Annotated in this window: 20 protein-coding genes; 8 read left to right on the forward strand and 12 right to left on the reverse strand. The window is 69.0% G+C overall.

What is annotated here, in order from left to right; translation table 11 throughout:
• From AS96_RS01485 to xseA, 5 genes are read right to left on the reverse strand one after another with little or no spacing between them, the layout of a single operon-like run.
• Complete coding sequence (locus tag AS96_RS01485) at positions 1 to 1,398, reverse strand: class II fumarate hydratase (protein ID WP_005052583.1); 1,398 nt, start codon at positions 1,396 to 1,398, stop codon at positions 1 to 3.
• A 58-nt stretch (positions 1,399 to 1,456) separates the two neighbouring features.
• Positions 1,457 to 2,107 (reverse strand): carbonic anhydrase, encoded by a 651-nt coding sequence (locus AS96_RS01490; RefSeq protein ID WP_036284837.1) that lies wholly within the window; start codon positions 2,105 to 2,107, stop codon positions 1,457 to 1,459.
• A complete protein-coding gene (locus AS96_RS01495) occupies positions 2,104 to 2,730 on the reverse strand; it encodes a DUF4245 family protein (RefSeq protein ID WP_036284840.1) in 627 nt (208 codons plus the stop codon). Before AS96_RS01495 ends, AS96_RS01490 begins: the two co-directional genes overlap by 4 nt.
• Positions 2,730 to 2,960: an exodeoxyribonuclease VII small subunit gene (locus AS96_RS01500; protein WP_005052590.1), complete on the reverse strand. Its 231-nt coding sequence runs from the start codon at positions 2,958 to 2,960 to the stop codon at positions 2,730 to 2,732. Before AS96_RS01500 ends, AS96_RS01495 begins: the two co-directional genes overlap by 1 nt.
• A 1-nt stretch (position 2,961) precedes the next feature.
• Positions 2,962 to 4,245, reverse strand: coding sequence for an exodeoxyribonuclease VII large subunit (gene xseA, locus AS96_RS01505; protein ID WP_036284842.1), 1,284 nt, complete (start codon positions 4,243 to 4,245; stop codon positions 2,962 to 2,964).
• A 97-nt stretch (positions 4,246 to 4,342) separates the two neighbouring features.
• Between xseA and AS96_RS01510 the strand changes: the two genes are divergently transcribed.
• The 3 genes from AS96_RS01510 to AS96_RS01520 are packed head-to-tail and all read left to right on the forward strand — an operon-like array spanning position 4,343 to position 6,500.
• On the forward strand, positions 4,343 to 5,368 hold the full coding sequence (locus AS96_RS01510) for a 4-hydroxy-3-methylbut-2-enyl diphosphate reductase (RefSeq protein WP_051498718.1): 1,026 nt from the start codon (positions 4,343 to 4,345) through the stop codon (positions 5,366 to 5,368).
• Positions 5,365 to 5,934, forward strand: a complete 570-nt coding sequence (locus AS96_RS01515; RefSeq protein ID WP_036284844.1) for a DUF6264 family protein — start codon at positions 5,365 to 5,367, stop codon at positions 5,932 to 5,934. Before AS96_RS01510 ends, AS96_RS01515 begins: the two co-directional genes overlap by 4 nt.
• Complete coding sequence (locus tag AS96_RS01520) at positions 5,931 to 6,500, forward strand: MOSC domain-containing protein (protein WP_036284846.1); 570 nt, start codon at positions 5,931 to 5,933, stop codon at positions 6,498 to 6,500. The genes AS96_RS01515 and AS96_RS01520 overlap by 4 nt, the downstream gene beginning before the upstream one ends.
• A 210-nt stretch (positions 6,501 to 6,710) precedes the next feature.
• On the opposite strand, the gene fbaA is transcribed toward AS96_RS01520, so the two are convergent.
• Entirely contained in the window at positions 6,711 to 7,742 is a 1,032-nt protein-coding gene (fbaA, locus tag AS96_RS01525) for a class II fructose-bisphosphate aldolase (RefSeq protein WP_036284848.1), read from the reverse strand.
• A gap of 184 nt (positions 7,743 to 7,926) precedes the next feature.
• Between fbaA and glpX the strand changes: the two genes are divergently transcribed.
• On the forward strand, positions 7,927 to 8,916 hold the full coding sequence (gene glpX, locus AS96_RS01530; RefSeq protein WP_016464688.1) for a class II fructose-bisphosphatase: 990 nt from the start codon (positions 7,927 to 7,929) through the stop codon (positions 8,914 to 8,916).
• Positions 8,917 to 9,072: 156 nt separating this feature from the next.
• Complete coding sequence (locus AS96_RS15585; RefSeq protein ID WP_231477035.1) at positions 9,073 to 9,225, forward strand: hypothetical protein; 153 nt, start codon at positions 9,073 to 9,075, stop codon at positions 9,223 to 9,225.
• Positions 9,226 to 9,237: 12 nt separating this feature from the next.
• Here the strand turns inward: AS96_RS15585 and AS96_RS01540 are convergent, their stop codons facing one another.
• From AS96_RS01540 to adhP, 3 genes are all read right to left on the reverse strand, one after another.
• A complete protein-coding gene (locus tag AS96_RS01540) occupies positions 9,238 to 10,533 on the reverse strand; it encodes a DNA recombination protein RmuC (RefSeq protein ID WP_036284852.1) in 1,296 nt (431 codons plus the stop codon).
• A gap of 67 nt (positions 10,534 to 10,600) precedes the next feature.
• Positions 10,601 to 11,206: a 3'-5' exonuclease gene (locus AS96_RS01545; RefSeq protein WP_016464690.1), complete on the reverse strand. Its 606-nt coding sequence runs from the start codon at positions 11,204 to 11,206 to the stop codon at positions 10,601 to 10,603.
• 125 nt (positions 11,207 to 11,331) lie between these two features.
• The gene (adhP, locus tag AS96_RS01550; protein WP_036284854.1) at positions 11,332 to 12,399 is read right to left on the reverse strand and encodes an alcohol dehydrogenase AdhP; all 1,068 of its coding nucleotides are present in this window, start codon (positions 12,397 to 12,399) and stop codon (positions 11,332 to 11,334) included.
• Positions 12,400 to 12,492: 93 nt separating this feature from the next.
• Here adhP and AS96_RS01555 point away from each other — a divergent pair, with 93 nt between their 5' ends.
• Positions 12,493 to 13,242 carry a class I SAM-dependent methyltransferase gene (locus AS96_RS01555; protein WP_036284856.1) on the forward strand — a complete coding sequence of 250 codons (750 nt, stop codon included), beginning with the start codon at positions 12,493 to 12,495 and terminating at the stop codon, positions 13,240 to 13,242.
• 24 nt (positions 13,243 to 13,266) lie between these two features.
• Here AS96_RS01555 and AS96_RS01560 read toward each other — a convergent pair whose 3' ends face one another.
• Genes AS96_RS01560 through AS96_RS01570 form a run of 3 tightly spaced genes read right to left on the reverse strand, consistent with a single transcriptional unit; the run spans position 13,267 to position 16,936 of the window.
• Entirely contained in the window at positions 13,267 to 14,313 is a 1,047-nt protein-coding gene (locus tag AS96_RS01560; RefSeq protein WP_016464693.1) for an ABC transporter ATP-binding protein, read from the reverse strand.
• Complete coding sequence (locus tag AS96_RS01565; protein WP_051498712.1) at positions 14,310 to 15,824, reverse strand: ABC transporter permease; 1,515 nt, start codon at positions 15,822 to 15,824, stop codon at positions 14,310 to 14,312. The genes AS96_RS01560 and AS96_RS01565 overlap by 4 nt, the downstream gene beginning before the upstream one ends.
• Positions 15,825 to 15,877: 53 nt before the next feature.
• The gene (locus AS96_RS01570; RefSeq protein ID WP_036284861.1) at positions 15,878 to 16,936 is read right to left on the reverse strand and encodes an iron ABC transporter substrate-binding protein; all 1,059 of its coding nucleotides are present in this window, start codon (positions 16,934 to 16,936) and stop codon (positions 15,878 to 15,880) included.
• Between the two features lie 116 nt (positions 16,937 to 17,052).
• Between AS96_RS01570 and ychF the strand changes: the two genes are divergently transcribed.
• Both ychF and AS96_RS01580 read left to right on the forward strand, forming a co-directional pair.
• On the forward strand, positions 17,053 to 18,126 hold the full coding sequence (ychF, locus tag AS96_RS01575; RefSeq protein WP_036284895.1) for a redox-regulated ATPase YchF: 1,074 nt from the start codon (positions 17,053 to 17,055) through the stop codon (positions 18,124 to 18,126).
• A 104-nt stretch (positions 18,127 to 18,230) separates the two neighbouring features.
• A complete protein-coding gene (locus tag AS96_RS01580) occupies positions 18,231 to 19,514 on the forward strand; it encodes an MFS transporter (protein WP_051498713.1) in 1,284 nt (427 codons plus the stop codon).
• The last annotated feature ends 570 nt before the right edge of the window (positions 19,515 to 20,084 follow it).

Here is a 20,084-nt window from a genome sequence, read left to right on the forward strand (position 1 = left end):
TCAGCCGGGGTGCGTCATCGACAGAAGGTCGAGCTTCGTGTCGAGTTGCTCCTCGGTCAGCTCACCCCTCTCGAGGTAGCCGAGGTCGATCACGGCCTCGCGTACCGTGATGCCCTTGGCGACGGCGTGCTTGGCGATCTTGGCGGCCGCCTCGTAACCGATGAGCTTGTTGAGTGGGGTGACGATCGACGGGGACATGCCGGCGAAGGCGGCGGCGCGCTCGAGGTTCGCCTCCAGGCCGTCCACCGTCTTGTCGGCCAGCACACGCATGGCGTTCGACAACAGGCGGATCGACTCGAGAAGGGCCGTGCCCATCACCGGGATGGCGACGTTGAGCTCGAACGAGCCGGATGCACCCGCCCACGCCACGGTCGCGTCGTTGCCGATCACGCGCGCGCAGACCATCAGGGTCGCCTCGGGGACGACGGGGTTCACTTTGCCGGGCATGATCGACGATCCGGGCTGCAGGTCGGGGATGTGCAGCTCGCCGAGACCCGTGTTGGGGCCCGAGCCCATCCACCGCAGGTCGTTGTTGATCTTGGTCAGCGAGACCGCGATCGTGCGGAGGGCGCCGGATGCTTCGACCAGCCCGTCGCGGTTCGCCTGCGCCTCGAAGTGGTCCTGCGCCTCGGTGATCGGAAGTTCGGTCTCCTCGGCCAGCAGTGCGATGACCTTCTGAGGGAAGCCGAGCGGCGTGTTGATGCCGGTTCCGACAGCGGTACCGCCCAGCGGCACCTCGCCTACGCGGGGGAGCACGGCACGCACCCGCTCGATGCCGAGGCGGATCTGACGTGCATACCCGCCGAACTCCTGCCCGAGCGTGACGGGGGTCGCATCCATGAGGTGCGTGCGGCCCGACTTGACGGCGTCCTTCCACAGCAGCGCCTTCGCCTCGAGGGCGACGGCGAGATGGTCGAGCGCGGGGATGAGGTCGTCGATGAGCGCCTGCGTGACGGCGATGTGGACGGAGGTCGGGAAGACGTCGTTGGACGACTGTGACGCGTTGACGTGGTCGTTCGGGTGCACCGGCGCGCCGAGCTTCTGCGTCGCGAGCGAGGCGAGCACCTCGTTCATGTTCATGTTCGACGAGGTCCCTGACCCCGTCTGGTACGTGTCCACGGGGAAGTGGGCATCGTAACGACCGGTGATGACGTCGTCGGCCGCCGCTGCGATCGCATCGGCGATCGCGCCGTCGAGCGTGCCGAGGTGTTTGTTGGCCAGCGCTGCGGCCTTCTTGATGCGCGCGAGCGCAGCGATCTGCGTCGACTCCAGCCCGGTGCCCGAGATCGGGAAGTTCTCCACGGCGCGCTGGGTCTGCGCCGCGTAGAGAGCGTCCTTCGGCACGCGCACCTCGCCCATCGTGTCGTGTTCGATGCGGTACTCGGTGGTCTCGGTCATTGCGGTCACGTCCTCGTTTCCTGTGCGCTTGCGGTTGTGATGATGGGGTGGAGCCGGCTCAGGCCCGGTCGAGGCCTACGGCGACATGCGGCACTGCCGTGCCCTCGCTCAGTCGGTAGTTCGCGCCGACGATGCCCAGTCGACCCTCGGCGACGGCGTCGGCGATGAGCCGCGACGAGGAGAGCAGGTCGTCGACCGTGTTCTTGAGGTGCTCCCGTCCGACGTCTTCGGCGTCCAGCTCCCGCGGGTCGACCTCGCCGCCGGCATCGCGGAGCACGGTGCGTGCCGCCGGCACGATGCGCGCGATCAGGCGCCAGATGTGCGGGGGGAGTTCGGGGGAGCCGAGTGCGGTGGAGTCGATCGCGGCGCGCACGGCACCGCACGCGTCGTGTGCGAGCACGATGATGAGCGAGACATCCAGCGCCGCGACGGCATACTCCAGGCTGGCCACCGCGGAGTCCGAGGCGACCTGGCCGGCGTTGCGGACGACGAACAGGTCGCCGAGGCCCTGATCGAAGATGATCTCCGCCGCCAGGCGTGAATCCGCACAGCCGAACAGCGCGGCCCGCGGGGTCTGGGCGGCAGCGAGCTCGTTGCGCCGCTCGACGTCCTGTCGCGGATGGCGCGGCTCACCTGCGACGAAACGGGCGTTGCCCTCGAGCATCTCCTCCCAGACGAGCGAAGGGGTGGGGCGGACGGTTGCGTTCATCTCTTCTCCTCGCGCATGGTCAGAATCTGATCGGTGACGCCCGACGCCGCGACGGCGGCCGTTGCGGCGTCGGTCGCCCCGTAGATCAGCACCGTGTCGGAGCCGGCACTCGTCGAGATGGCGTACGAGACCGTGTCGGTGCGGGCGGCGGCAGGGATCGTGTACTCGTCCCAGGCGATCCCGTCGATGGTGACGCTGCCGGAGGGCGCGAACCCGCCCAGCACCTTCGTCGCCCATCCGGCGTCGGCGTCGACGCCCTGTGCCACGCGCACGTAGCCGCTCGGCGGTGCATACACGACGCGCCACATCGAGCCCTCCAGTCGCGCCGAGTTGGCGCGCCAGTTCTGGGGAACGACAGGAACCAGGAGGGGATGGCCGATGGATGCCGACGCGCTCTGCGCTGCTGCGGCCACGTCCGCTTCCTCGGGGTCGGGAAGCGAACCGCGGGGCACGCCGAAGTAGACCACGGCGACGACGGCCATCGTGACGAGGAGGGCAGCCACCAGATTGCGGAAAGTCTTGCTCTGGCGGTAGGCCCGCGACGCGGCCGCCTTGCGGTCGGCGGTCTCGGCGGGCGTCTCGGGACGGCCGAGTTCCGCGACGATGCGAGGAGCCGATGCCATCACGAGTCCGCGTCCGCGGGGCGGGCGGCATCGAGAAGTCGCTTCGCGCCGAGCAGCCACTCCTCGCACCGCGCGGCGAGAGCCTCGCCCCTGGTCCACAGGGCGAGCGACTGCTCGAGGGTCGGGGCGCCCTGCTCGAGTTCGGCGACGACACGGACGAGTTCGTCCCGGGCCTGCTCGAAGGACAGATCGGCGACGTCGGTGGCCGTGTCGCTGGTCATGGCGTCCATTCTAGGCCGACCCGCCGACGTCTTCTGCGAGCGGGCCCTCCGAGCGGGCGGTGAATGAGCCCTCCGCGACGGTCACTGTCACCGCGGTGCCGGCCGGTACCTGACGAGCGTCGCGGACGATGACGCCGGCCTCCAGATGCGCGATGGCGTAGCCACGCTCGAGCGTCGCACCGGGGGAGAGGGCGCGCAGGGACGCGCGCAGCTGTGCGGTGGTGCGTTCAGCGGCATCCATCCGCCGGTTCACGAGGTCGCGGCCGCGTGAGACCAGTGTCCAGAGCTCGTGCGCACGCGGTGTGAGCAGCGACTCGGGCGCGCGCAGCACGGGACGCGAGCGCAGCTGTTCGAGCTGGGCGATATCGTGCCCGACCCGCTGCGTCAGACGGGTGCGCGCGCGCGAGCGCAGCTGGTTGACGAGCGCGCGCTGCTCCGCGACGTCGGGAACGACCCGCTTGGCGGCATCCGTCGGTGTCGACGCCCGCACGTCCGCGACGTCGTCGAGCAGGGGATGGTCGTTCTCGTGGCCGATCGCGGAGACGACCGGGGTGGATGCCGCCGCCACCGCACGTACGAGACGTTCATCGCTGAAGCCGAGCAGGGTCTGCGGATCGCCGCCGCCGCGGGCGATGATGATCACGTCGACCTCCGGGTCGGCGTCGAGCGCCGTGAGCGCCGCGATCGTTTCGGGAACGCAGCGCTCGCCCTGGACGGCGGCGTGGATCGTGCGGAAGCGGACGCCCGGCCAGCGCAGTTCGGCGTTGCGGTGAACATCCTTCTCGGCGTCGCTGCGCTCACCGGTGATGAGGCCGACGAGTTGCGGGAGAAAGGGGAGGCGCTTCTTGCGGGCGGGGTCGAACAGCCCCTCCGCCCGGAGCTGCCCGCGGAGCTTCTCGAGTCGCTCGAGCTGATCGCCGAGGCCCGTGTGGCGCATCGCGGAGACGGTGAAGGTGAAGTCCCCGGTCTTCACGAAGAAGTCGCTCTTCACGCACGCCACCACGAGGTCGCCGACCTTGAGGTCGTCGGGCAGGCGCTGCAGGGTCGATGACCACAGACGGAACGAGAGCATCGCGTCGCCGTTCGCGTCCTTCAAACGCCCGAAGACGTGCCCGCCGCGAAGGTTCCATGCGGTGATCTCACCCTCGACCCAGACGGATCCCCACGTCGAGACGAACCCGCGGATGGTCTCGTTCAGACGCGAGACCGACGTCGGTGCGTCCGAGCGCGACTCTCGCGGTGCGACCGCATCGGGGGGAGGGACGTGCCCGGGAGCGGACGCGAACGATGCCATCGATGCCTTTCCGCCGCGCGTATGCGGCCCTCACTCAGCCCGCTCTCCCTAGAATCAAGGGGTGAGCAGCACAGCCATCCGTCTTCCGACGCCCCATATTCCAGGCCCGCGCGGACGGCTTCAGGATAACCCGGTCCCCGGACACAAGCGGGTCCTCCTCGCCTCACCGCGAGGGTACTGCGCCGGCGTCGACCGCGCCGTGATCGCGGTCGAGAAGGCGCTGGAGCGCTACGGCGCGCCCGTCTACGTGCGCAAGCAGATCGTGCACAACATCCACGTCGTCACCGAGCTCGAGGCGAAGGGGGCCGTCTTCGTCGAGGAGGTCGACGAGGTGCCCGAAGGCGCCCACGTCGTCTTCAGCGCGCACGGCGTCTCGCCGGCTGTCGTGAACGCGGCATCCGATCGGGGCCTTCAGGCCATCGACGCCACCTGTCCCCTCGTGACGAAGGTGCACCGCGAGGCGGTGCGCTTCGCCCGCGACGACTTCGAGATCCTGCTCATCGGCCACGACGGCCATGAAGAGGTCGAGGGAACGGCAGGAGAGGCCCCCGACCACGTCACCGTCGTCAACTCGCCCGAGGAAGCCGATCGGGTCGTCGTGAAAGATCCGGCGAAGGTCGTCTGGCTGTCGCAGACCACGCTTTCGGTCGACGAGACCATGGAGACGGTTCGCCGTCTGCGCGAGCGTTTTCCCGAGCTTCAGGATCCGCCGTCGGACGACATCTGCTACGCCACGCAGAACCGCCAGGTCGCCATCAAGAAGGTCGCCAAGGACGCCGACCTCGTCATCGTCGTCGGTTCGGCGAACTCCTCCAACTCGGTCCGACTCGTCGAGGTGGCGCTGGAGTACGGGGCGAAGGCGGCCTACCGCGTCGACTACGCCCACGAGATCCAGCAGGACTGGCTCGACGGCGTCGAGACGGTGGGCGTCACCAGCGGCGCCTCGGTGCCCGAGGTGCTCGTGCAAGAGGTGCTGGCCGACCTCGCGGGCGCCGGCTATGCCGACGTCGAGCAGGTGCGCACGGCCGAGGAGGATCTGATGTTCTCGCTTCCCAAGGAGCTCCGCCAGGATGCGAGTGGACGTCGGGACGACCGTGCACTGGGCGGGCGGTCGCGCGGATGACCGACCCGACCGGATCGTCGACGCACGCGCAGACGCCGCGCCCCCGTCCGCAGTACGGCGAGTATGCGAGCCCGGAGGAGCAGCGGGCGCGCATCCAGCAGCCCGAGACGGCTTCCGTCTCGCCGCATCCGGCGTTGCCGCACACGGTGCCGAGCCGCGCGCACCCGCCCACCGCGCCCGCCACGACGGCTGCCGCGCGCCCGACGCGCGCCGCGGACCGCATCATCACGTTTGCCCTGCTCATGTACGGTCTCGTGACCGTCGTCAGCGCGGTGCCGCAGCTGTGGGACTTCTCCGGGTTCGCACAGACCTGGATGCAGGTGGCCGGCATCGACGCGACCTTCACCAACACGGCGCAGGGCGAGCTGTGGGGTCGTATCGGCGCCTTCGTCTTCATCGGCGGGTGGATGCTCACCGCGTTGCTGTCGTGGGTCTCGCTGCGCGCGCGGCGGCTGTCGTGGTGGATTCCTCTCGCCGGAGCGATCGTGACCTTCATCCTCGCCACGGTGTGCCTGACGGTGCCGCTGCTCGGAGACCCTGCGATCGTCACCCACTTCGCCCGATGAGCGACACGGGGCGCCTTCTCGCCGTCTGCGTCGTACGGGCGCTGCGCCCTGACGCCGGATCACTCGGTGTGACAGCGATCGATAAGGCCGCGGTCGACGGGGCGGTGCGCCTCGGACGCTACGGCGCGTATGCCGATGTGCAGGCGAATCGGAAGCACCATGGTGGCCTGGACAAGGCTCTGTATGCGTACGCGCAGGAGGACGCCGAGTTCTGGGAGACGCAGCTGCGGGCGCCTCTCCCGCCCGGATGGTTCGGCGAGAACCTCCGTGTCGAGGGGCTCGACGTCAATCGTGCCCGTATCGGCGAGCAGTGGCGGATCGGGGAGACGGCCGTCGTCGAGGTGACGATGCCGCGGACACCGTGCCAGACCTTCGCCCGCTGGGTGCGCATCGTCGACAGGTCGGCGGAACGCGGCTGGGTGCGGCGGTTCTCGGCAGAACGGCGGCTCGGCCCGTACCTGCGCGTCGTGCGCACGGGCTCGGTCCGCGCAGGCGATCCCATCAGCGTGATCCATGTTCCCGACGGCGCTCCGGGGCTGCTCGACGCGTACGTCGACCCCGCCTGAGCCGTCGACATCGTGCGTCCCGCGCTCGCGCGGTTCAGGGGGCGCAATCAGCGGCATCCGCGGGGGTGAGGACGCCGAATGCGCCACCGATTTCTGCGGATGCCGCGAGGCGCGAGTCGGGGGCGTCGCGGGCGGGTCGGGACGTCGCGCGCTCGCGGCGCAAGAAACGCCCCCGGAAGCGCGAGCTCCCGGGGGCGTCTCCGATGCGGATCAGAGGCTGATCGAGTGACCCGCCGAACCGAGCTGCTGGGTCGCCTCGATGACGCGCGCGGCCATCGCCGTCTCGGCCACCTTGCCCCAGGCGCGCGGGTCGTAGGCCTTCTTGTTGCCCACCTCGCCGTCGACCTTCAGCACGCCGTCGTAGTTGCTGAACATGAAGCCGGCAACCGAACGCGTGAAGGCGTACTGCGTGTCGGTGTCGATGTTCATCTTCACCACGCCGTTGGCCACGGCGGTTGCGATCTCCTCCGCCGTCGAGCCGCTGCCGCCATGGAAGACGAGGTCGAGGGGCTTCGCGTCGGTGCCGAAGCGCTCTGCGATGCCCGCCTGGATCTCGCCGAGCAGCTCGGGGCGCAGCTTCACGTTGCCGGGCTTGTACACGCCGTGGACGTTGCCGAACGTCAGGGCGGCGATGTAGCGGCCGTTCTCGCCGAGGCCGAGTGCGTCGACGAATCGGGACACGTCGGCGGTGGTCGTGTAGAGCGCCTCGTTGGAGCCCTCGTGCTTGACGCCGTCCTCCTCGCCGCCGACGACGCCGATCTCGACCTCGAGGATCGCGTTGATGTTCTTCATGCGAGGCAGCAGATCCTTCGCGATGGCGATGTTCTCATCGAGCGCAACGGCGGAGCCGTCCCACATGTGCGACTGGAAGATGGGGTTGCGACCGGCGCGGACCTCTTCCTCGGATGCCGCGATCAACGGGAGGACGAAGTCCTCCAGGGCGGGCTTGGGGCAGTGGTCGGTGTGCAGGGCCACCGTGATCGGGTAGTTCTTGGCGACCTCGGTCGCGAACTTCGCGAACGCCAGCGCGCCGGTGGCGCGACCCTTCACGGTGTGGCCGGCGAAGTAGTCGGCCCCGCCCGTGGTGACCTGGATGATGCCGTCGGATCCGGCTTCGGTCAGACCCTGCAGGATCGCGTTGATCGACTGCGAGCTGGCGGCATTGATCGCGGGGAACGCGTACCCACCGGCCTTTGCACGGTCCAGCATCTCGGCGTACTGCTCAGGGGTGGCGACTGGCATTTCTGCTCCTCAGTTCTGCGGGGATTCCTGGCTCAGCCTATCGAAGCACCGGCCACGTCGGTGAGGCCCCCGCCGGGCAAAAGCGTCGGGTCGGCCTTGCCACAGCGATAAGAAGTGCACATCCTTCCTCAGGCATTGGCTGAAAACACCGCGTCTGCGACGCGGAGCCGCCTAGGCTGGCGTCATGGTGAGCCTGACCGCGGACATGAGCCCTTTGCACCCCGACCGAAACCTGGCGATGGAATTGGTGCGCGCAACCGAGGCGGCGGCCATTCGCTCCGTGCCGTTCATCGGTCGCGGACAGAAAGAGAAGGCGGACGGGGCGGCCGTCGACGCCATGCGGGCATTCCTGACCACGGTGAACTTCGACGGCGTCATCGTCATCGGGGAGGGCGAGAAAGACAATGCCCCCATGCTCTTCAACGGTGAACACGTGGGAACGGGGCGCGGCCCCCAGTGCGACGTCGCCGTCGATCCTATCGACGGAACGTCGCTGACCGCCGAAGGCCGCAACAACGCCCTCTCCGTCCTCGCCGTCTCCGACCGCGGCTCCATGCTGGATGCGTCCAGCGTGTTCTACATGGACAAGATCGTCACGGGTCCCGCCGGAGTGGGCGTCGTGGACATTCGCCTTCCCGTCGGAGAGAACATCCGCCTGCTGGCAAAAGCGCTCGGCAAGCCGGTCGACGAGCTCGTGGTCTCGGTGCTCAACCGGCCGCGCCATGCCCGACTCATCGAGGAGATCCGCGAAGCCGGCGCCGGAACGCGGCTGATGAGCGACGGTGACGTCGCCGGCGGAATCAATGCGGCACGGCACAACGCCCGTACCGACATGTGCATCGGCATCGGAGGCAGCCCCGAAGGCGTCGCGACCACCTGCGCGATCAAGGCGCTCGGCGGCCACATTCAAGGACGTCTCTGGCCGCGCGACGACGACGAGAAGCAGCGCGGAACCGATGCGGGTCTGAAGCTCGACGGGTACGTCTACGAGGCCGACGAACTGGTCACCGGGCGCAACACGATCTTCGTGGCCACCGGCGTCACGAACGGTGAACTCGTCGCCGGTGTTCGCCGCGACGGCGACTTCGTCTATACGGAGAGCGTCGTTCTGCGGGGGGCTTCGGGCACGCTGCGGCGCATCTCCTCGGAGCATCTCACGTCGAAGTGGCTCTGAGCGCGGACCAGATCATCGGCGCGGCGCGCCCGGTATGGGCGACGCGACAGCCGTACCTCTGGCACAATGGGCAACGGTGTCACCGGCGACACAGACGTTTCCACGCAGTCCGGGGGTCACATGTCCGCAGCATCCAGCAGTCCCAGAACGGGTCAGGTGAGCGTTCCCGTGGACCCCGCACGCCGACCCGACGTGCTGTTGCGTCGCCGGATGCCGGATGGTCACCAGGTCAGTGCGTGGTGGATGATCGGCGCGTTCGTCGCGGTCTCCCTGTCTGGCGTCGGGCTGCTCAACCTGTTTCCCGCCTGAGCGCGCCTCCGTTCACAGCCGGTCCCTGAGCGAGCCGAGATCTGCTGCGATACCCGTTGCGGCTTCGTCGGCGTCGGCGTCGGCCGAGTCCACCATCAGCTCCGGGGCGACGAGCTTTCGCGGTGTCTTCTCGATCGACGCGGGAGCAGCCGCGGCATCCAGCTTCGTCTCGTCGATCCCGGGGAACTTCCGTGCCGTGACGAGAACGCGCGACTCGAGTGATCCGGTGAAGCGGTTATAGGTGTCGACCGTTCGCTCGATGGCGCGGCGGAGATCCTCGGCGTGCCCGGCAAGTCCTCCCAGCCGCTGGTACAGCTCGGTTCCCAGCTCGAAGAGGCGGCGGGCCTCCGTGGAGACCTCCTGCTGGGTCCAGGTGTAGGCCACCGTCTTCAGGACGGCCCACAGGTTCACGGGAGAGGCGAGCGCCACACGCTGGCGGAACGCGTGATCGAGCAGCGTCGGATCCTCCTCGAGTGCGGTCGCGAGCAACGCCTCGTTGGGCAGGAAGCACACGACGAACTCCGGGCTCGAGTCCAGTCCCGACCAGTACGACTTCTTGGCGAGTGCGTCGACATGGGCGCGGACGGCCCGCACATGACGTTGGAGCAGACCCGCACGACGGGTGGCCTCCTCGCCGGTCGCGGTGATCGCAATCGCCGATGCTTCGATATAGGCATCGAGCGGCACCTTGGCGTCGACCGCCAGCGACATGCCGCCCGGCAGGCGAACGATCATGTCGGGTCTGCCATCGCCGGCGTGGGAGGTCACCGACGTCTGCAGATCGAAGTCGACGTAGCGGCTCAGCCCCGCTGATTCGACCACGCGCCGCAACTGCGTCTCGCCCCAGACGCCGCGTGTCACGTTGGAACGCAGGGCGCCCGCGAGGGACTCGGTGGTCGCCCGGAGCGCCTCATCGCTGGCGCGGGCCGCGCGCAGCTGCTCGACGAGAGAGCCGTACTGACTCTGGCGATCGCGTTCGAGGTCGGTCACCTTCTGCTGCATCGTCTGCAGGGACTCCTGCACCGGCGCCAGCGCGCGAAGGACCAGTTGATCGCGGCGTTCACGTTCCTGCTGCGCGCTGAGGTCAGCACGGGCCTGAGCGCCGAGATCCCGGGTGAGCGTGCGCTCATGCTCGAGCTGCACGTTCAGGGCGCGAGCGGAGGTCTCCGCGGCAGCCAGCCGTGCCGCCAGATCTGCGTTCTCGCGCGCGGTGCGCTCTGCGGCGCGCGCGCCGGCGGTGATCCAACCTCCGACGGCGCCGGCGATCAGGCAGAGAACTCCGACGACGATGACGATGAAGGCGTCCATGACTCCACAGTGGCGCACCCCTCCGACATCGACGGGCGCCGCGCGGTGAGTCCGCGTGAGGGGCCGTTCAGCCGACCGGGCCGGCGACGGGTGTGAGCCGACCGCTGCCGGCGAGGCGGGGGACGCGCACGCCGAGCAGCATGGCGAGTTCGACGACGTCGTGCACACCGGCACGGGCCGCCGCGTCGATCATGATGTGCGCGCAGGCGAGCGCGTCGGACGCGGCGTCGTGGTGGGCGAAGTCGAGGAAGCCCGCAGCAGCGGCTACCGAGGGCAGTCGATACGAGGCGAGGTCGTAGGTCTTGCGGGCGATCTGCAGGCTGCACAGGTAGCGGTACGACGGACACGCGGCATCCGTCGCCTCGCAGGCGCGTCGCAGGACGCTCATGTCGAAACCGGCGTTGTGCGCCACGACGACATCGTCACCGATGAAGGCGTCGAGGGCGGTGAGCTGGTCGACCCACGCCGGCGCATCGACGACATCCTCGGGATGGATGCCGTGGATGCCGATGTTCAGCTCGAAGAACCGGTCGTGGCCCGGCGGGGGCTTGATGAGCCAGCCCGCCGTCTCGACGACACGACCATCGCGGACACGCGTGAGACCGACGGCGCACGCCGAGGCGCTCGAAGAGTTCGCCGTCTCGAAGTCGATCGCGGTGAAGTCCAAGGCCACAGCTCTACTGTGCGCGTCGATGCCCCGCGGCGGCGGCAGGCGCGCCGCGGGGCGCACGTGGCCCCGACGTGCCGAGCGGGGAGCGAACCTGCTGCGCTCGCTCCCCGCCGGTCGTTGCGGCCGGATCAGTACCGCATGACGATGCGACCGTCGATCTGGCCCTTCTCCATCCGCTCGAAGATGTCGTTGACGTCCTCGAGGTTCTCCACGTGCACGGTCGGGTGGATCTGACCGCGCGCGTAGAAGTCGAGCGCCTCGATCATGTCCTGCCGGGTTCCGACGATCGAGCCGCGGATCGTGATCGCGCGCAGCACGATGTCGAAGATGTCGGCGTCGAAGGTCCCGGGCGGCAGACCGTTGAAGACGATCGTGGCTCCCCGCCGCACGACGCTGAGCGCCTGGTCGAAGGCTCTAGGGTGCACCGCGGTGACGAGGACGCCGTGCGTTCCTCCCGTGTGCTCGGAGATCGCGGCGCCGGGATCGGTCTGCGCGGCGTTGACCGTGACCTCTGCGCCGTGGCGGCGAGCGAGTTCCAGCTTGGCGTCGTCGACATCCACGGCAGCCACGCGCATGCCCATCGCCCGTGCGTACTGCACCGCGATGTGACCGAGCCCGCCGATGCCCGAGATGGTCACCCACTCGCCCGGTCGCACGCAGGTCATCTTCAACCCCTTGTACACCGTGACCCCGGCGCAGAGGATCGGGGCGACCTCGACCGGGTCGGCGCCGTCGGGGATCCGCGCGGCGTACTTCTCATCAACGAGCATGAACTCGCCGAAGCTCCCGTCCATCGAGTATCCGCCGTTCTGCTGCGCCGGGCACAGCGTCTCCCATCCGGTGCGGCAGTACTCGCACGTTCCGCACGCCGACCACAGCCAGGCATTGCCGACCTTCTGGCCGACGGTGAGCGTCGTCACGCCGGGGCCGAGCGCGACGACCTCGCCGTAGCCTTCGTGTCCGGGGATGAGATCGGCCTTCGGGGCGACCGGCCAATCGCCGCGCGCCGCGTGAAGGTCGGTGTGGCAGACGCCGCTGGTGATCACGCGCACGAGTGCCTGGCCGGGGCCGGGGCGCGGGACCGGCACGTCGGAGACGATCAGCGGCTCGCCGGGCGCGGTAACCACCGCGGCGCGCATGGTCGTGGCGATCGCCTCGGTCGCGGCGGCAGCAGGGGTGTCGGTCAGAGTCGTCATTGACATCACTTCCTCTCGGCGGAGCCGTTCCGCCCGATGTCTCGACGGTAGGAACGTCGAGGTTGCAAGAGGTTGCAGGCGTAGGGTCGCCCCATGGCGACACGCGACGAGATGGCGCTCAGCTTCGGCTCGGCGGCGGGGGAGTACCAGACGGGCCGGCCGTCGTACCCGGCGGCGGCCGTGGAGTGGTTGTTGGCTCCCGCCGGTGAACATCCGCGCGTTGCGGATGTCGGGGCGGGTACCGGAAAGCTCACCGCCGCGCTGCTCGATGCGGGGGCCGACGTGATCGCCGTGGAACCGGATGCCGCGATGCTCGCCACCCTGAGAGAGGCCCTTCCGGCCGTGGAGACGCTGATCGGCGCCGCGGAACGCATGAACCTTCCCGATGAGAGCGTCGACGCCGTCGTCTTGGGTCAGGCGTGGCACTGGGTCGATGTGGTCGCGGCATCCGCCGAGGTGGGACGCGTCCTGAAGCCCGGCGGCGTCCTCGGTCTGGTCTGGAACATCCGCGACGTGAGCACGCCGTGGGTGGCCCGCCTCGGCGCCATCATGAAGGGCAGTCACGCTGAAGAGCTTCTGTCCGGCGCGGGGCCGGCCGTCGCCGCACCCTTCGGCGCGCTCGAGCATGAGAGCTGGCGATGGTCGCGACGACTGACGCGGTCAGAGCTCGCGGCCATGGTGCGCTCGCGCAGCTACGTCATCACCGCCACGCCGTCGGAGCGGGACCGCATCCTCGCCGAGGTCGAGGAGCTCTTCGCCGCGTCGTGTCACCGGGGTGAGGACGGGGTCGAGATCATCGATCTGCCGTATCGCACCGAGGCGTTCCGCAGCATCCGCCGATGAGCGAGCGGACGCCGCGCCGAGGTGTCAGGCCGCGTAGACGACGGTGCCGCCGTCGACGGTGATCCGGACGTCGTCGCCGACGGCGGGCAGCGGCGAGCCGACGGCGCGCAGCGGCACGCCGACCGTGGTGCCGTCGGCGCAGGCGATCGTGGCGGTGGCTGTCGCGCCCACGACCGCGATGGCGATCACACGGGCAGGCGCCGCCCCGGCATCCGTCGTCAGTCTGAGTTGAGTCGGGCGCACCATGGCGACGACCATCGATGAGCCGTCGGAGAAGTCGGCATCCACGGTGAGCGTGCCGAGGGGGCAGCGGAACCCACCGGTCGCGGTCTTCGCGCCCGCGAGCAGGACCGTGTCGCCGAGCAGACGCGCCACGGATGCCGAGACAGGACGCGAGAACACGTCCGCGCAGACACCGGCCTGCTGGAGCCGTCGGTCGTCGAGGACGGCGACGGAGTGCCCGAAGGCGAGTGCTTCTTCGGGGTCGTGGGTCACGAGGACGCTCGTCACCTGCGCCCGCGTCAGCGCATCGACGACCTGTGTGCGCACCTGCGCGCGCAGTTCGGTGTCGAGCGCGCTGAAAGGCTCGTCGAGCAGAAGCACCCGCGGGTGCGGGGCGAGAGCGCGAGCGAGAGAGACGCGCTGCTGCTGACCCCCGGAGATCTCGTGGGGATAGCGGTCGAGGAGTTCGGGCTCGATACCGGCGAGCGCTGCGGCGGCCGCGACGGCACCGGCGCGCTCTCGGCTCGCTGAGCCGCGGAGGCCGAAGGCGATGTTGCGTCGTGCGGTGAGGTGCGGGAAGAGGGCGCCGTCCTGTGCGACGTAGCCGATCCGTCGCCGATGCGGGGCCAGGTGGCGTGTCGCCGTGGCGGCGACCTCGTCGCCCAGACGGATCTCGCCGGCCGCGATGCGCTCGAACCCGGCGATCGCGCGCAGCAGTGTGGACTTGCCGCTTCCCGACGGGCCCACGATCGCGAGTCTCTCCCCGTCGGGGACGGACAGGTGCACGCCGGCGAGCACGAGATCCCCACCGAGGCGCACACCGGCATCCGTGACCGTCAACGAGGTCATCGATCGCTCCGCCGTCGGGCATCGGCGAGAAGGAGGGCGACGCTCGGGACCGACAGCACGATGAGCATGATCGCATACGGGGCACCGGCGACGAAGTCGGCGTTCGAGGTCTCCGACCAGAACTGGGTGGCGAGGGTGCGCGTTCCGCTGGGTGCCAGCAGGAGGGTCGCCGTCAGCTCGTTCGCGCAGCCGAGGCCCACGAGGGCCAACGCCGCACCGAACGACGATGCCATCAGCGGCGCCGTCACCTCGACCGTCGCCGCGAACCGGGTCCGGCCGAGGGTCTGCGCTGCTTCCTCGAGGCGAGGGGGCACCTGCGCCAAGCCGCTGCGGAGGCTCACCAGTGCACGGGGGAGGAACACGATGACGTAGGCCGCGATGACGGTTGCGGGGGTCTGGTACAGCCCGGGAACGACGCGAAGAGTCACCGTGACCAGCGCGAGCGCGACGATGATCGTCGGCAGGCTGCTGGCGAGGTACATCGCGCCCTCGATGCCGCGGGCGAGGCGGCTAGGGTGCCGCACGCTCAACCAGGCGCAGGGGAGGGCGACGACGGTCGCGGCGAGCGCTCCGCCGCCCGACAGCAGAAGGGTCTGGGTGAGTGCGGGCAGCAGATGGATGCTCTGCCAGCCCTCGGGGCGCAGCGCCCACCGCAGCAGGCTCGTGCCGGGAATGCCGACGGCGAGGATCAGGATGCCGCTGAGCACCGCCGTGACGGGGATCGCCGCCCGACCCAGCCGGTAGGGGACGGCGGGCCGCGCGGCGCCGCGTCCGATCCGCGCGTACCGCAGCCGACCGCGAGCGCTCGCTTCGCCGACGAGCAGCACGAGGCAGAGGGCCGCGAGGACGACGCCGAGCGCGTTGGCTGCGGGGCCGGCGAAGCTGGACTGGAACTGGCTGACGATCGCCGTCGTGAAGGTGTCGAAGCGCAGCAGTGCGAAGGCGCCGTACTCGGCGAGCAGGTGAAGCGCGACGACGAGTCCGCCGCCGAGAATCGCCACGCGCAGTTGGGGGAGGACCACCCGCCAGAAGGTTGCGAGGGGACTGAGCCCGAGCGAGCGGGCCGACTCCTCGAGCGCCGGATCGAGGCGTCGCAGCGTGGCCAGGGCCGGAAGGTAGACGAGCGGATAGTACGCGCCGACCGCGATCAGCACTCCACCGCCGAGACCCTGAAGAGAGGGCACAGCGGAGATCCAGCCGTACCCGCTGACGAAGGCGGGCATCGCCAGCGGGGAGGCGAGCGCGATCGCCCAGATCTTCCGGCCGGGCAGAGCCGTGCGTTCCACGGTCCAGGCCGCGCCGACGCCCACCGCGACGCACAGCGGCACGGCGAGAACGAGCAGACCGAGGGTGTTGGCGAGCAGCTCGCCGACCCGGGGGCGGAACACCTGGGCGCTCAGCTGCGACCAGCCCTCCGAGATGGCGACCCACACGACGAAGCCGACGGGGACGAGCAGCAGCGCCGCCGCGACGATGGCGAGCGCCAGCAGCGGCACCGGCGTGGTGAGCACGCGGTGCCGCTGCACGGGTGGGCTGACCGCAGGGCGGTCGGCGGTGGCGAGGCTCAGATCAGCCCCGCGGCCGTCATGAGGTCAGTGACCTTCTTGCTGTTCAGCGTCGAGGGGTCGATCGCCGGCGGCTGCAGAGAGCTCAGCGGCGGCAGGGCCGGGTTGGAGGCGACGTCGCTGCCGATCGCATACTCGAAGCTCGTGCCGTCGCGCAGGACCTGCTGTCCGTCCGGGCCGGTGATGAAGGCGAGAAACTGCTGCGCGGCGGCGGCGTTCTTGCTCGAGGCGAGCACGCCTCCGCCCGACACGCTGACGAACGCCCCCGGGTCCTGGGCGCCGAAGTAGGCCAGTTTCGTGTTGGCGCTGTTCTCCTTCGTCTTGGCCTGATCGATGAACCAGTAGTAGTGGTAGATCACGCCGAGCGGGATCTCGCCGGCGTTGACGGCCTTCATGACGGTGCTGTTGCCCTTGTACGCAGAGGCGTTCTCTTTCATGGCGGTGAGCCACGCGGTCGTCGCGTCCTCGCCCTTCTCCTGCAGGATGGCGGAGACGATCGCCTGGAAGTCCGCTCCGGTGGGCGACGCCGCCCACCGTCCCTTCCACTCCGGCTTCTGCAAGTCCATGATCGATGTCGGCAGCTGGTCTGAGGAGATGAGTGACGGGTTGTAGACCATCACCGTCGACCGTGCTGCGATCCCTGTCCAATCGCCACTCGCGGGGCGGTACTGCGTGGGGACGTTTGCCAGCGTCGCGGCGTCGACCGGGGCGAGCAGACCCGCGTTCTCGACGAGGGACATGGCGGGGGAGTTCTCGGTGAGGAAGACGTCGGCCGGTGAGGCGGAGCCCTCCTGAACGATCTGATTTCCGAGCTCGGAGTCGCTGCCGTTGCGCAGTACCACCTCGATGCCGGTCTTCTTCGTGAAGGCGTCCGCCCACGCTTGGGTGAGTTCTTCGTGCTGCGCGTTGTAGACGGTGATCGACGTGCCGCTGAGGCTGGACGAATCCGTGGAGGAGGATGCGCCGGGCGCGGTGGAGCCCGCGCAGGCGGACAGCCCCAGCGCGGCGATGACGAGAACGGATGCCGCCGCGAGGCGGCGAGGGACAGTCACAGGCATAACGGCACTCTCTTTTGAAGATAGGTAACCCTCACTTTAGTCGCGGGTCGGATGTGGTGACGAACCAGGGCGGCGCGGGAGAGGAGGGTGTGCTCACCCCCGTAGACTTGACCCCCGTGGCTCTTACCATCGGAATCGTGGGTCTTCCCAACGTCGGCAAGTCGACCCTGTTCAACGCACTGACGAAGAACCAGGTTCTCGCCGCGAATTATCCGTTCGCGACGATCGAGCCCAACGTGGGCGTCGTGAATCTTCCCGATCCTCGGCTGGACAAGCTCGCCGAGGTCTTCGGCAGCGAGCGCACCCTTCCGGCCGCCGTCTCGTTCGTCGACATCGCGGGCATCGTCCGCGGCGCGAGCGAGGGCGAGGGCTTGGGAAACAAGTTCCTGGCGAACATTCGTGAAGCCGATGCCATCGCACAGGTGGTGCGCGGCTTCGCGGACTCCGACGTGGTGCACGTGGACGGCAAGGTCGACCCGGCATCCGACATGGAGACCATCAACGCCGAGCTGCAGCTGGCCGACCTCGAGACGCTCGAGAAGGCGATCGTCCGCTACGAGAAGGAAGTGCGCGGCAAGAAGCTCGACCCGGCCGTTCTCGAAGCCGCCGTCGCGGCGCGTGACGCACTGCAGCGCGGCGTGCTGCTCTCGGCATCCGGGATCGACCTCGCCCCTATCAAGGAGCTGGGCCTGCTCACCGCGAAGCCGTTCATCTTCGTCTTCAACGTCGATGAGGCGGTGTTGACGGATGCCGCCCGCAAGGCCGAGCTGGCCGCGCTCGTCGCGCCAGTGAAGGCGGTGTTCCTCGACGCGAAGATCGAGTCGGAGCTGATCGATCTCGACCCCGACGAGGCGGCGGAGCTGCTTGCCTCCACCGGGCAGGACGAGTCGGGCCTCGACCAGCTGGCGCGCATCGGTTTCGACACGCTCGGGCTGCAGACGTACTTGACGGCGGGTCCGAAGGAAGCGCGGGCGTGGACGATCGGCAAGGGGTGGAAGGCGCCGCAGGCCGCCGGGGTGATCCACACCGATTTCGAGAAGGGCTTCATCAAGGCCGAGGTGATCTCGTTCGACGACCTCGTCGCGCTCGGGTCTGTCGCCGAAGCGCGCGCGAAGGGCAAGGCGCGCCTGGAGGGCAAGGACTACGTCATGCAGGACGGCGACGTCGTGGAGTTCCGCTTCAACGTCTGACCCGGGACGGATCAACTGCGACGACACCGCCGCTGCCGGTCTGCCCCGAGGGATGCGAAGAAACGTGCGTCGCCCGGTTGACCTCAACGCTCTACAGTGAGCGCATGAACTCCGCCGCACCGGCGCCCGATGTCGGTCAGCCGCGCGCGGGAGTGACCTGGGCGCTCCTCGGCGGGTCCTTCCCGAACCTCGTGCAGTGGTACAACCTGTACGCCTTCGCGGTGTTCGCGCCGTTCTTCCGGACGGAGTTCTTCGACCCCTCCGACGGCGGTTCGCTGATCTACGTCTACGCGATCTTCGCGCTCACGTTCGTCATGCGTCCGATCGGATCGTGGATCTTCGGGCGTATCGCCGGGCGCCGCGGCCTGCGATTCGCGCTCGTGTCGAGCGTGCTCCTCATGTCTGCCGGCTCGGCTGTCCTGGCGATCAGTCCGACGCAATCCCACGTCGGCGCCTGGTCCGCCGGCATTCTGCTGCTCGTCGGCGCGGTCCAGGGGATCGCGACCGGCGGTGAGTATGGAGCCTCGGCGGTGTACCTGGCGGACGTCGCGGCCCGCGGCCGTCGTGGCTTCTCATCGTCGTTCCAGACGGCGACGATCGTTGCGGGCCAGGTCCTTGCGCAGGCGACACTGCTCATCCTGCTCTCGGTCGTGGATCGCGCGCAGATTTCGGCGTGGGGGTGGCGGGTCGCGTTCGGGCTGGGTGCGCTCGCGGGAGTCATGACGTTGGTTCTCGCCCGACGGATGCCGAGCGAGCGAACGCGTCCTGCGGCGGCGGGGCTCGCGGATCTGTTTCGTGACGGCTGGCGACCGTTGTTGTGGGTCGTGCTGATGACGTCGGGTGGCACGGCGGCGTTCTACACGTTCACGGTGACGGTGCCGTCCGTGTCGCGTGAGGCGGCGTTCGCTGCCGGAGGGTCGGATGCCGAGCGCGCGAGCACGACGGCCATCCTCATCGCGATGATCGTCCTGATGCTGCTCCAGCCCGTGGGCGGCGCCATGAGCGACCGCATCGGGCGAAAGCCTCTGCTGGTGTTCTTCGGGGCCGCCGGCGTCGTCGTGATCGGACCCGCTGTGATGATCGCCCCCGGGCTCACGGCGCCGTCGACGCTGCTCGCAGTGCTGCTCGTCGTCTTCGTCGTGCTCACCGGATATCTCGCGACCAACACGATCGCCAAGGCCGAGGCGTTCCCACCGGAGTTGCGGGCTCTGGGCGTCGGGTTCGGTTATGCGGTGTCCAACTCGCTGTTCGGCGGAACGGCGCCGCTTCTGTATCACGCGACGGCCACGGTGCCGTGGCTCTTCTCGGCGTACGTGACAGTGCTGGTGGCGGTCACCCTGGCTGCGGCGCTCGTCATGCGAACCCGTGCTCCGAGCGCGGAGGTCTAGGACTCGGAGCTACGCGGGTTCCGTCGTGCGGATGGCGCCGCAGATCACACACGACCATGCGACGAGGAATCGCTCGTCGTCCAGAATCTCGAAGCCGAGGCGGTCGCCGCACAGAGGGCACCGTGGGCCTGCATCGGGGAGCATGCGCATGGAGGCAGTATCTCGCCGGAAGGAGGGAGGTGGTCAGGTAGCCTGGCAGCGCGACACGCCCGGGACGCGGGTGTGATTTGCTCGATGGTGTCGTGGCGCGTAAGTTATTACTTGTTCGCCCCACAGGGAAGAGCGAAGGGCCGGAAGGTCTCGCCCCCTCAAGTGGAGAACGAAATCCCGTCCCGAACCTCTCGGTGGAGAGAAGAAGACTTCTGGTCTAGGATGGGAATCCTCTCGCGGAGGACGTCGTCGGTCGCCACTGTGGATCTGAGATCCCGAAGCGCCGACTTGACAAGCTGCGCGAGATGGATAAGATTGTGAAGTTGCCCTGCGGGCGAGGCTGGAAGGCTGAGTTGCGGGAGCGTCCGATCCTTGAGAACTCAACAGCGTGCACTTGTCAAATGCCAAATTACCTCGTCC

Source organism: Microbacterium sp. MRS-1 (assembly GCF_000585455.1).
Taxonomy (GTDB): domain Bacteria; phylum Actinomycetota; class Actinomycetes; order Actinomycetales; family Microbacteriaceae; genus Microbacterium; species Microbacterium laevaniformans.